At 65.9% G+C, this 11,103-nt stretch carries 14 protein-coding genes; 2 read left to right on the top strand and 12 right to left on the bottom strand.

Annotated elements, in window-relative coordinates:
• On the top strand, positions 1 to 73 hold a 73-nt coding region (locus tag COA17_RS20210; RefSeq protein WP_217991017.1), incomplete at its 5' end, for an ATP-binding protein.
• Between the two features lie 428 nt (positions 74 to 501).
• Here COA17_RS20210 and COA17_RS18020 read toward each other — a convergent pair.
• From COA17_RS18020 to COA17_RS19515, 4 genes are read right to left on the bottom strand one after another with little or no spacing between them, the layout of a single operon-like run.
• Complete coding sequence (locus COA17_RS18020) at positions 502 to 2,466, bottom strand: hypothetical protein (protein WP_096614241.1); 1,965 nt, start codon at positions 2,464 to 2,466, stop codon at positions 502 to 504.
• Positions 2,463 to 3,221, bottom strand: coding sequence for a PP2C family serine/threonine-protein phosphatase (locus COA17_RS18015; RefSeq protein WP_096614238.1), 759 nt, complete (start codon positions 3,219 to 3,221; stop codon positions 2,463 to 2,465). Before COA17_RS18015 ends, COA17_RS18020 begins: the two co-directional genes overlap by 4 nt.
• Before the next feature lie 7 nt (positions 3,222 to 3,228).
• Positions 3,229 to 3,906, bottom strand: coding sequence for a vWA domain-containing protein (locus COA17_RS18010; RefSeq protein WP_096614236.1), 678 nt, complete (start codon positions 3,904 to 3,906; stop codon positions 3,229 to 3,231).
• Between the two features lie 55 nt (positions 3,907 to 3,961).
• On the bottom strand, positions 3,962 to 4,111 hold the full coding sequence (locus COA17_RS19515) for a hypothetical protein (protein WP_176484957.1): 150 nt from the start codon (positions 4,109 to 4,111) through the stop codon (positions 3,962 to 3,964).
• A 107-nt stretch (positions 4,112 to 4,218) separates the two neighbouring features.
• On the opposite strand from COA17_RS19515, the gene COA17_RS18000 reads away from it, so the two are divergent.
• Entirely contained in the window at positions 4,219 to 4,920 is a 702-nt protein-coding gene (locus COA17_RS18000; RefSeq protein ID WP_096614232.1) for a hypothetical protein, read from the top strand.
• Here the strand turns inward: COA17_RS18000 and COA17_RS17995 are convergent.
• The 8 genes from COA17_RS17995 to COA17_RS17960 all read right to left on the bottom strand — a co-directional run.
• The gene (locus COA17_RS17995; protein ID WP_217991026.1) at positions 4,917 to 6,194 is read right to left on the bottom strand and encodes a His-Xaa-Ser system-associated MauG-like protein; all 1,278 of its coding nucleotides are present in this window, start codon (positions 6,192 to 6,194) and stop codon (positions 4,917 to 4,919) included. The genes COA17_RS18000 and COA17_RS17995 overlap by 4 nt on opposite strands.
• Positions 6,178 to 6,576, bottom strand: a complete 399-nt coding sequence (locus tag COA17_RS17990; protein WP_096614230.1) for a TIGR03982 family His-Xaa-Ser system protein — start codon at positions 6,574 to 6,576, stop codon at positions 6,178 to 6,180. The genes COA17_RS17995 and COA17_RS17990 overlap by 17 nt, the downstream gene beginning before the upstream one ends.
• Positions 6,551 to 7,132 (bottom strand): His-Xaa-Ser repeat protein HxsA, encoded by a 582-nt coding sequence (hxsA, locus tag COA17_RS17985; RefSeq protein ID WP_176484956.1) that lies wholly within the window; start codon positions 7,130 to 7,132, stop codon positions 6,551 to 6,553. The genes COA17_RS17990 and hxsA overlap by 26 nt, the downstream gene beginning before the upstream one ends.
• A 14-nt stretch (positions 7,133 to 7,146) precedes the next feature.
• Positions 7,147 to 8,220 carry a His-Xaa-Ser system radical SAM maturase HxsC gene (gene hxsC, locus COA17_RS17980; protein WP_096614228.1) on the bottom strand — a complete coding sequence of 358 codons (1,074 nt, stop codon included), beginning with the start codon at positions 8,218 to 8,220 and terminating at the stop codon, positions 7,147 to 7,149.
• An 85-nt stretch (positions 8,221 to 8,305) separates the two neighbouring features.
• A complete protein-coding gene (locus COA17_RS17975; RefSeq protein ID WP_245857938.1) occupies positions 8,306 to 9,670 on the bottom strand; it encodes a radical SAM protein in 1,365 nt (454 codons plus the stop codon).
• 109 nt (positions 9,671 to 9,779) lie between these two features.
• Complete coding sequence (locus tag COA17_RS17970; protein WP_096614226.1) at positions 9,780 to 10,028, bottom strand: hypothetical protein; 249 nt, start codon at positions 10,026 to 10,028, stop codon at positions 9,780 to 9,782.
• Positions 10,028 to 10,783 carry a DNA/RNA non-specific endonuclease gene (locus COA17_RS17965; protein WP_245857939.1) on the bottom strand — a complete coding sequence of 252 codons (756 nt, stop codon included), beginning with the start codon at positions 10,781 to 10,783 and terminating at the stop codon, positions 10,028 to 10,030. The genes COA17_RS17970 and COA17_RS17965 overlap by 1 nt, the downstream gene beginning before the upstream one ends.
• Positions 10,784 to 10,880: 97 nt before the next feature.
• Positions 10,881 to 11,103 (bottom strand): transposase domain-containing protein (locus COA17_RS17960; protein WP_141397025.1); only part of this gene is annotated, 223 nt, incomplete at its 5' end.

Raw genomic sequence — 11,103 nt, 5'->3', positions numbered from 1 at the left:
CGACCGCATTACCCACCACTGCGACATCGTCGAGACCGGCAACGACAGCTGGCGATTCAAGCACCGCAGCTGACGCGCGGGACCACCGGCAGAAGATGCTTCGCGCTGGTTGCGCCTCCGGTCGGGCTACGCCCGCCCTACGCCGCAACCAGCGCGAACGGCACGCCCGCCATACCCGTCACACCGCTCGACAAACGGGGTCCCTTTTGGACGCCGATAGGGGGTCCTTTTTGGACGCCGATTGACACCATATCAGCACGCTTAAGCTCTGGACCGCGAGTGCCTGTCCAGATTTTGCCGGGATCGGTACCGAACGTCGATTTAGAGCGCTTGAGTGCCCCGGCAGGGTGAATACCAAAGCACATCCTTGAAAGGGTTTGCCGGCGCGTGCGCCTGAACGCGCCGCCCGACGCACCTGGGGAACCACCGCACCGGGGGCATGTTAGCGCGGCTGCCCCTAGGTTCGAAGAACTAGGCGCCCTTCACGTTGCTCCTCCGCGCCTACAACCGACGAAGCGGGGAAGGACTCGGCGCGATCATCGGAGCTGCTGCGCCTAGGGCTTCCAAGTCGATGCGTGCCTGCTCAAGATCGTGGTAAGCCCGATCGACCATCGAGTCCGACGCGGCCATGCGCCGCTCTACGACCGCTCCGGCCGCACGCAGGTCGGCTGCCCCCGCGGACAGCTCGCCGCGTAGCCTGCTGGCCTCGTTCGCGATCTCCCGACGGACCCTATCCTCGTCTTGGCGATCCTGCTGCGTCGGTGACGGATTGTAGACGAAGCGGCTCTCCACCGATGCGCGCCACGCGAGCAGTTCCTGCGAGTTGACGGGACCGAAGCCTGGGATCGCCAGCACCCGGTCGCGCCTGACCTGCGCGGCGGTGTCGATACCGTAGGACGCCAGCGTCGCGAGCTTGCCGGCACCGATCCCCCGGATCTTTGCGCGCCTAAGCGGAAAACTTTCCATGTGCCGCCGCAACTGATTTTCCCTGCGCTTGGTCGTCAGTTCCGCCAGCCGTCGCTTCTCCTCGCTGGGCAGACCGTCGTAGGTAGTTTTGGCGTTCTCAAGCGTCCGGCGCCGTGCGATGACTTCCTCAATGCCGACGCGCTTGCGCCAGTCTACGATCGCTGCATCGTATGCAGATCGCGCTCGGCCGTGACGTTCGGTGAAGCGCCGCAGATCAGAGCCGCCCTGCCAAGTGAGATGGTAACCCCACCAGGCGAGCGGCAGGCAGAGCAGCCACAAGTCGCCCGACCAGCCGAGCAGCGCCGCCGCCACGAGCAGCACAGCAAGACCTGAGCGACGCCGGGTTCGTACCGCGCCTGCAAAAGCCGCAACCTCGCTGCTGGGTTGCAGTGCGGTCTGCGTCACAGGAGGGGACAGCCCGTCGAGCGCGGGGAGCCTGACCGCCTGTATGCTCTTCCAGACGCCGGCAAGATCAAAGCCGGCGGCGCCCGGATCGGATCGCGTCGCCCCCTTTGGGAGAGGCGCGACGAACAGCACGATCCCTGATTCGCGCTCCATCCTGCACCACGGGCATCCACCCGCCGCACTGGGAAAGTAGTGGATGTCGTTCGTGGAGCACCGCGACAGGCTGCCCTCCAGCCGGCGCAGGGCGTCGGCCCACTGCGGAGCACGCGGTCGGGCGCTCGCGTTTCCGCCGAACGCCGCCTCGAACATGGCGCGGATTTCGTCTGGGAAATCCTGCAGACGGGCGGCCCCGGGCGGCGGCGACATGTCGCTCCGCCCCTTGGCCGAATAGGCGAAGCGGTGCTCCGCGATCGCCCGCTCGATAGGCATGTCTCCGCTTCCACGATAACGGCCGACGAAGGGGTGTCGTCCCATGAAGAGGAGCTGGAAGATGACGACGGCGAGCCCGAACGCGTCGTGCTCCGGCGTCCTCACGATGCCGTCCAGCCGCCGCGACTGTAGTTCGGGAGGAGTGTATTCTGGCACGCCGACGCGGCAGAGGTGACGCTCGCCAAACTGGAAGCTGTCGGCGTCTATGAGCGCCGCCGTCGCCTTGTCTGAGACGAGGATGCCCGAGTGATTGATGTCGCCCACGACCGCGCCGGCCTCGTGCACCTTGGCTACGGCCACGGCCACGTTGGCCGCCGATCGCACGAGAAAGCGATAGTCCACATCAGGGAAGGCCACCTTGCGGGCACCCGGCGCGTAGAGCTCGAAGAGGGGCTTGTGTCCTCGCACCAGCCGCATCGCGAAGCCCGCGAACGCGCCGCCTGGCCCTTGGACCACGGCAAGCGGGAAGGCGACCAGGTCGGAGCGGGCGGACAGCCCCGCCGCGACCATCGCCTCGATCTTCTCGCGCCTGCGGTCGTCGGGGCTGCTGTAGAGCTTGACCGCCTGATCCGGTCGGTCCGCCAGGACGAAGACCTCGCCTTCGCCGCCTCTACCAACCCGTTCGCCGAGCCTCACGGGACGCCCGCGGATGTAGAGTGCTGTCACGTGCCGCGCCTGCTCGCGACGATCAGAGTCTTGTCGTCATCCGTGCGGGTGTTGATCGCGTCCGAAGAGAGATACTGCGCCAGCTTGCGGGACAGCGGACCATCGCGTCCCGCGATTAGGCTCGTTGCCACGGGCTCGCTGATTCCCTGGAAGAAGGGGCCGTGCGGTACGCCGCCGGCGAGATCGAGCGCCAGGCGTTCGATCCCATCCGTCATCACCGCTATCCGGTCGAGATCGCGATCGGTCCGCTCAATGCGCAGCCGGACCCCGACATCATCCGTGACGAAGAAAGTCGTAGATGCGAACTCCCCGTTCTCCGGCCAGCTCAGCGACACCCAGCGTCCATCGTCGGTCAGCCGTCCGACCGCAGCGCCGTCGCCGACATGGACCGTCAGGGTCTGGCCCGCCCTCGCGATGACCATGATCAGGGTGGTCGCGAAGTCCCGCGGACGCAGCCCGCGACGCTCCGCCGCGGCGGCGATCAGGTCTCGGACGGAGTCGATCCAATCTCGGACGAGCTCGTCAGACGGGAGATCGAGCGAAGTCCGGAGATGAGCTTGCGCCGCGAGTGACAAACGCCGGGTGACGAGCGAGGCTCCCTCGCCGCCACGGCTCGCACTGCCTGCGCCATCGCACGCAACGGCGACAAGCGTTCGACCGTTGTCGGCCTGCGAGCAGCGGAACGCATCCTGTCTGCGCGTCCCGGTCCTCTCGTGCGACGTTCCGCGGACGGATGCCGCGACCCAGGTCCACATGCGCTCTTCAGTCGGCCACCGCCCAGCCGCTCGGAGCGGCGGGATTGGCGAGCGGAACCGGTTCCCCCGGATTGGATCGCGAGACCGAACCGAGCGAGCTGGACAACCAGGCGAACAGCTCGCGGAACGCCAAGCCCTTCAGCTTCAGCGGAGCTCGCACGGCGATCTGCCCCAAGGTCGCCATGTCGGCACCCTCGACGCCTGCGGCGTAGAACATGAACTCCTTGCGCTCCTCCCCCTGGCGGACGAGGTCCGCCGCGCCCGACCAGACGTCGGTCGGCGCACCATCGGTCATCAGAAAGATCCATGGACGATAGTAGGCCACGCCGTTGGCGCGGTATTCGTCCTTGCGGGCACGCAGCAGTTCAATGCCGCGCCGTATCGCCTCTCCCATCGGGGTGACGCCGCTGGCCTCGAGATGTGGAGGATAGAAGTTCGAGGCGGAGGTGAACTCGGTGGCGACCTGAACCGGCCCGAAGGTTACGATCCCCACCTCGACCCTCTTGGCGGCGAGCGCGTCCGCGTTCAGCTCGTCCCGGAATGCGGTGAGGCCGGCGTTCAATTCGTCGATTGGCCGACCACCCATTGAACTCGAAGTGTCGAGCAGCAGCAGGCAGGGGCACCTCGGCTCCGGATTCTCCGCGAACTCGGCTCCGCCGAACGGCATTTGCTCCAAGTCGGCCATGTCATTCCCCCACTGTGGACGGGACGCTTGTCCTCGGCCGCATGGAGGAATAGCCTCAGCCGATGAAATACGGAATGCGGAAACCGAGCCTGCGGAAGAGCATCGCCGCAAGAACGTCGACCAAAAGGATGGTCCGAAACGCGCTCGGGCTCAAGGCACCGCGCGGATACGGCTGGCTGACCGACCCGAAGCGGGCGGCGTACAACCGGGTCTACAATCAGACTACATTCTCGTTCTGGTCGATCCTTCGCAAACTGCTCCGCTGATTGTGCGAACGCACCTGCCAAGCCTTGAGCAAACGAGGGACGACTGATGGCCGCGGGCTCGAACGCCGGTCCCGTGACACGTCCCCCCGGCAAGGTCGGCGTCGCCATCGCGCTCGTCGCCGTCTTCCTGCTCGTGCGCGCGTTGCGTCCCGACGCGAAGGAGGCTCCGTCTACCGCCGCTCCGCAGCAAACGGCGGCTGCGCTGCCGGCGGCCGCGTCGCCACCGCCTGCCGAGAAGACGCCGCCTGCCGAACCCAGCCTGCAGACGGTCGTCGGAACCGCTGCCGGCGACGCCCAGCGATCCGTCGAGGCGCTCGGATCCTCCGGCGCCAGGCTATACAGCGAGAACTGCTATGCTGCGCTCGCCTCCAGGTCCTCGGACGGCGTTCGCGACCGATGCTTCGCCTTCGACCGCATCGCGGGGCGCCTGCTTGACCAAGCGGGCGATCAGGCGGAGGCGTTCTGGTTCTCCGAACAGTCCGCGGTCGATCGGTATCGGCAGTCGTTCGGTTCCGGCGACACGGACGTTGATGCTCGTATGGTGCGCGTCAACGCCGCCATCCAAGCCCTGGGTCCGACCACGGCTCCGACCGTGTCGAGCGCCGAGTCGGCCAAGCCGATGGACGGCTTTGAAACGATCACGAATGACGGCGGCGAGGCGCCGCAGGCGGACGAACCACAAGCGAACGGAATGGATCGCGAGGTGACCGCACCGTCCGAAGCGGAAGGCGCGGATCCCGCCTCCTAGAAGCTGAGCGTCCGGAGGAACGCGGCGAGCTGGCGAACCTCCTCGTCCGTGAGTGCCGACGGCAGCGTCTCGCGGGAGGCGGTACCCAGCCTTGCGTAGAGGTCCGACCGCTCGCGCACCGTCATCTCGCGGGTGTCGACGAGGCGCAGTGGATCGAAGTGCGCGACGATCGCGTCCTCCAGCCGCACGACCGAACCCGAGTGCGAGTAGGGCGCGGTTTTGGCCACATTGTAGAGGGGTGGCGTCCTGAAAAGGAAGCGGTCCTTTGGATTCAGCGTGGTGTTGTAGCGACCCTCGTCGACGCCGAAGCCGTTCTTGCCGAAGCCCGCCTGTGGGAACGCCACCGAGTGGAATTTCATGTCACTGAAGTAGGGACCTCCGTGACAGGCCGCGCAGCGGCCGCGCCCGTAGAACAGCACGCCTCCCGCCATCTCACGGCGCGACAGGGGGCCGCCGTCGTGGACAAAGCGCTCGAATCTGGTCGGCCTTATACGGAAGTTGAAGCGGATGAACGAGGCGAGCGCATCCGTGACCTCGCGGAAGGACACGCGGTCGCGCGGCAGGCCGTAGGCAGCGGCCAGCTTCGGACCGATCGCCGGATCGGCGGCGAAGCGGCTGGCGAGCGTCGATTGGATCGAGGCCGCCGCACCCACGTCCTCGGACATGAGTCCCTCGCGGATCTGGGGCGTGTCGGTGACCATCTCGCGCACCTCGACCGATGGAAGATGGGCGGCCACAATCATCGGATCGGTCGAAGGCGCATGAACGCCGAACTGGCTCACGACGTGACCATCGACCAGCTGCACGCGGCCGTCCCAGAAGAACGTGTCGAAGCCGCGGCTTCCGCGACCCCAAAATGGGAGCACGTTGCGGGGCAGGATGCGCCCGCCGCTGTGCAGGCGCGCGGCGCCCGCGCCCTCACCACCGACGCCGATCGCGTTTGGCAGACCGTCCGCTGAGCCGAACTGGTCCAGATGGCAGTCTTGGCAGCTGATGCGCCCGTTCAGACTCATGATCGGCGAGGCGAAGATGAGGCGACCGACATCGTGGCGGGCAGAGACCACCGGAACCGCCAGTTCGCCCGACCTCACGAAGCCGTTGGCGAGCGCCGCCTTCCGAAGCGCTCCGAGCCGCATCGCGTCGGTTGCCGGCGGATCGGTAAAGGCCGCTCCCGCTGATCCGTCGCCCCCGTCGTTCCGACCGCAGGCGACCAGGGCGGCGACTGCGAACAGGGCGGAACTAACGGCGAGCGCCAGGTTAGAAGCGTATCTCATGGGTCCCCACCACCTCATCCAGATCGCCCGCCCGCGCTTCGATCGCCTTCAGCCGCATTTGCGCTAGCTCGTCCTCCCTCAGCCCCCACTGGACCAGCCGCTTCTGGTAGAGGTCGTAGTCCTGGCAGACGATCAGCCCCACTTCACCGGCCTGCAGCGCGAGCCCCGTGTCCCTCGAAGGCTCGTCCGCGGCCCGCATCTTAGCCTGGTAGTGGTCGCGCATCGCACCGTCGCACTGCTCTACTAGAAGGCCATAATCCCTCTGGTTCCAGCGCATCACCGCTTCTCGCCATACCGGCAGCGCCAACCACGCGATGACCGCTCCCGCGATCAAAGCGGCCGCGTGCGTGACAAACCTATTGCGCAGGTATGCGAAGCGCATCCAGCACCTCCGGGGTGATCGTACCGGTCACGGGCAGGCTCTTATCGGTTTGAAATCTAACCAGCGCCGCCCTGGTCTCCTTGCCAACAACGCCGTCGAGAGCGCCGTGATAGTACCCCTGCGCCTGCAACCCGATCTGCACGCGCCGGACGACCGACTGGATCGTCGCAGTGCTGGGCGGAGTATATGCGGAGAAAGGGTTGTCGGTGATGGCCGGCGACGACGGCAGGACCGACGAGTCCGGGGTGCTCCGGGTGTTGCGAGACTCGGAACGCGTGGACGACGACGGGGGCGTGGTGCGAGGTCGGCTAGGCGCTCTCGGCGTGTAGACGGGCGCCCGGTAGGTCCCGCTCGAGCCGGACCGATGACTGCTGTGCGAGGCGTGACTGGAGTGCGAGCGATGCTGCGCCAGGAGAAAGCCGTGATCCTGAGCGAACCGCTGCACCCACTGCCCGTCGTCCGGATCTGGTCCGCCGCCGGGCGGCGCCACACTGAGGTCCTGCGCATGCAGGGGCGGCAGCGGCGCGATGCCCGCCATCAGGAGGCTGGAGATCATGAACCTGCGCTTCTTCATAGGGGCGTCACCGCTTCGAGGAGGAGTGGAGGATGCCATTCGAAAAAGCCCGAGCAGGCGGATTTCGCCCGGCAGGTGGAGCAGGCCTCACCGAACCGCTGCTTCCAGTCGGAAATGGAAGCTACTGCCGCGTGACGGAACGGTTCCGGCACGTGGCACAGCGGGACGTTGAAGAGCCTAGCCCGTACGCCGCGGAGCGTTGCCACGTCGATCGCGTGCCCGATGGGCGCAAAGTCGTCGCGAAGATCCACATGCAGTTCGCTCCACCGGTTTCGAGCGAAGCCGATGTTCTCCAAACCCATGAGTGACCACTGCTCGACATGGGCTAGGTCACGCACCACCATGTCAGCCAAATCGACGATGCCATCGACCGTCGCGCGCGTCAGCACCGTCCGGAGCTCGATCCGCGCTCCAGCCAGCATCAGGTGGGCGAAACCGTCGATCAGCCGCTCGTAGGCGCCGACTTTGCCGACGACGAGGTCGTGTGTAAGGGCATCGGCCGAGTAGAGCGGGATGCCCCAGACCACCTTCGCGTACTCCGGACGCTTTAGGCGGAAAACGTCCTCCCGCCGGAAGTGCTGGGCGTTGGTGAGCACGTGGAAGGATAGGTCCGGCCGGGCCACGAGCACTTCCTCGATCATGCCGAGCAGCCTCTCGCGATGCAGCGTCGGCTCCCCGCCCGTTATGCCGATGGTCATGCCCGCGTCGGCCAGCAGGCACGCGTCTCGCAGAAGGTCGAAGCGGACGTCGTGCGTCTTCTTCGGCGGCTGCGAGCACATCACGCACAGTTGGTCGCACTGCTCGGTGACCAGCAGCGAGTTGTGCCGCGATCCTGATCGAAGAAGCCGGTCGAGCCGCCCCTCGGCGGGACGGACCAGCACGATGTCGCCGGATACCGCCTCGCGCGGATGCTCAATCCTCAACAGCCCGTGCGGTCCACTCCAAAGGCTGTCTTCAGACGTCGAAGCGATGCACAGGCTTTCTTCGAGGCTTCTGCGTTCCGCTCCGGCCAAGCGCGTGACGAACGGCGCCTGGGCGTCGCTTGTGGCGGCGAGCGCGAGCGGAATCATTGCCGCACTCCCAACCGAACGTCGTCACCCGCGAGACCTAGCCAACGTCGCAAAGAGTAGAGCACGGCCTCGTCCTGCGAGTGGATCAGATCGAACGCGAGATCGAACAGGTGCAGGTGCCGGCGGCAGAACTCGGTTTCCGGCCGCGGCAGGTCGACCCTGCCATAGCGCGCGATGTCGTCGACGAGGTCCCGGCCGCAGAAGGGCTTGTAGGCGCAGGCTCACAGTGTGGATCGCCGTCGTTCGTGGAGGTGGCGTCCAGCGCCGCGCGCTCTGGCGTGTCCCAACCGCGCTCCACGTCTCCAATGGCAAGGTCGATCACGCCCGACCGGGTCAGCATGCGCGCCTCGTCGGTCGGATAGACCTGCCCGTCGTGGTCGATCACGACGTAGTCGCGACCGACCGGGTTGGGGTTGCGCAGATCAACATGACGATCCTGTCCCGGCCGGAAAATCCTCCGCAGCAGCAGGCTGAAATAGCTCTCCTCGAGCACTACGGTGCGATTGGCCCAGTTCCGGGCGATCAGCGTGCGCACGAACTCCTCGTGGTAGCTGCGCCAGTCCGCGTTCAGGTCGCGCGCGTGGGGATGCCGCTTTCGGGCGAACCCCTGATAGTTGATCGGCCTGAGATAGATCGAGTGGAGACCACGCGACGAGAATGCCTCGATCAGCTCGGAGGCGGGGGGAGGCGAAGCGGGATCTACGGTTGGCAGTGCGGAGATCTTCCCCGGTCCGTAGCGATCGAGCAGGAAGTCCAGGTTTCGGAAAAAGAGGTCGGTGCGGTTGACCCCGCCCGTGCGCTGGCGTCCATGCGTGGCAGCCGCACCGTCGAGCGACGTGCTGATCTGGACGTCCTCCCGGTCGAAGACGGACAGCACATCCGATCCGACCTCCTGAAGGTTCGTGCAGACGACGAAGGTGGCGTCGATGCCAGCAGGAACCGCTTCCATCACCCTGCGGATCAGGTCCGGTCGAAGGGTGGGCTCGCCGCCCTGGAACTCGATCTTGACAGCACGCGCGTCCAGGCCGCGAACGATGGCCAGCACGGCGTCGAGCGTCTCCTCTGACCAGTCGTGCCGCCGCGAGCCGACATCCGCCCTCGACACCTGACAGTAGGAACAAGCGAGATTGCAGCGCAGCGTCGGAACGAGGATGAGGTAGTCCAACGGACTCGCCGTGCAGCGTCTGCGGGCAGCGGCGAACGTCGCGGCGTGCGTCTGCAGACCCGGTCGACGCAGGTGACCGGTCCGTGCCAGGAACGCGGTGTCGCCATTCTCGAGTTCGTCTGCGTCAAGGCGAGCCTGCATCGCCTCGTCGGCCAGGAAGAACCTGCCGGCATCGTCAACGTGCAGAACTCCCCCTGCCAAGTTCCTCCGTCTCGTTCCGAGCTGGGAACGGGCGGATTGGCACCACTGGTTATCGCTGCTCACCGCCCCCACGGCAGATGCCATCCCTTACCTCCCCCCCAGCTCGGCCGCCATCGAGCTCCGACGCTGTGAGCGAAGGCTAGAACGGCGACAACGACATGGGAAGGTCAATCAGATGTCTCAACGACAAGCTCTACGCGAAGGGATTGTCGATCGTTCTGGGGTCTCCGCCGTTTCTCTCGATGCGATCGGGTAGAGCTTCCGTCTGAAGCGCTGCGAGCAGAGCGTCCGCGAACTCCTTCAACCTCCTGGCAGCTTCAAGACCCTCCCGGTCCCGGGATATCGTGAGATTCCCGGAGAGAACGACCGCAGTTTTCCCGTTCTCTACTGACATGCTGGCTATGGTCATCGCGGTTTCGTCGTCTGCGAAGGGCTCTATCATTACTGCCTCCCTGATCGATCATCCTCGGGTTCGCCGAAGAGCGGAAATCTTGGCACGCGGCGCTTCTCCTCGGCGGACAAGGCAGGGAAAGGGTCCACGCCCGTGCGCGCCGTCAATGCCGCCACAGAGAGAACCCGCCAACGCGATCGTGCCTCATTCGTCGCGATCCAGGCGCCCGCGCCCTGTCCGGGAACGTAGACGGCCTTCCACACGTGCCTGGGAACGAGCACCCGTCCTCGGAGGCTGCGGAGCTTGCGGGTCTCGTAGCTCGGACCGGTCACCACGAAGACGCTGCCGAGCGTTATCGCGAGTGATCGCACATATTGCTCCAGCGACGCCCAGCCGCTTCGGTTCAGCGCTCCGTCCTGCGGGACCATGTTGGCGAGGCTGAAAGTCTCGAAGTCGTTCTCAGGCGTGGTCATGTCCCCGGACGGAGCCATGTGACCGCGGTCGAACCCGCCGCCGACATAGTCGGCGAGTTCAGCCCGTTCGTCGCGCGGTAAACGCGCCTCCGGATGAAACCGGTTGTCACGATAGTCGAAGGCCATCGCCGCCCGCGCAGCGTCTCGGGTGATCGCTTCGGCGGCATAGAGAGGCGAGCGCGTCACTCCTGAATGAAGGACCGAAAAGGAGCGGAAGCACAGCAGTCGGGTACTTCTACCTTTCTTATGATCAACCACAGCAGGTGGTTGATCATTCGCGTAGAGCACCGCGCAACTGGATGCAGCCTGAGGCGACGCACCGGCACACAGCATGAGTGCAAAGGGTAGGAGCATGAGCCGAAGGCGATGCATGGATGGATCTATACGAGCAGCTTCAAACCTTCGGTAAGCGTGGCGTGAGGACCGCAGTTTATGCGGCTTGGGCTGTTGGCTGATCTGTCTGGGGCACCCAGTTCCACGGCATCAGCTCGTCCCAGCGGGTGGCGGGCCAGTCGCCGGCGACCCTGGCGATGACATCGGCGATATAGGCCTGCGGGTCGACGCCGTTGGCCTTGCAGGTCTGGATGACGGTGTAGATGGCGGCGGCTCGCTCGCCGCCTGCGCGCGAACCCGCGAACAGCCAGTTGCGCCTT

Origin of the sequence: Sphingomonas ginsenosidimutans (assembly GCF_002374835.1) — a bacterium.
GTDB classification, from domain to species: domain Bacteria; phylum Pseudomonadota; class Alphaproteobacteria; order Sphingomonadales; family Sphingomonadaceae; genus Sphingomonas; species Sphingomonas ginsenosidimutans.
Note: the sequence above shows the minus strand (reverse complement) of the source record. Positions and strands in the feature narration are given on the sequence as shown.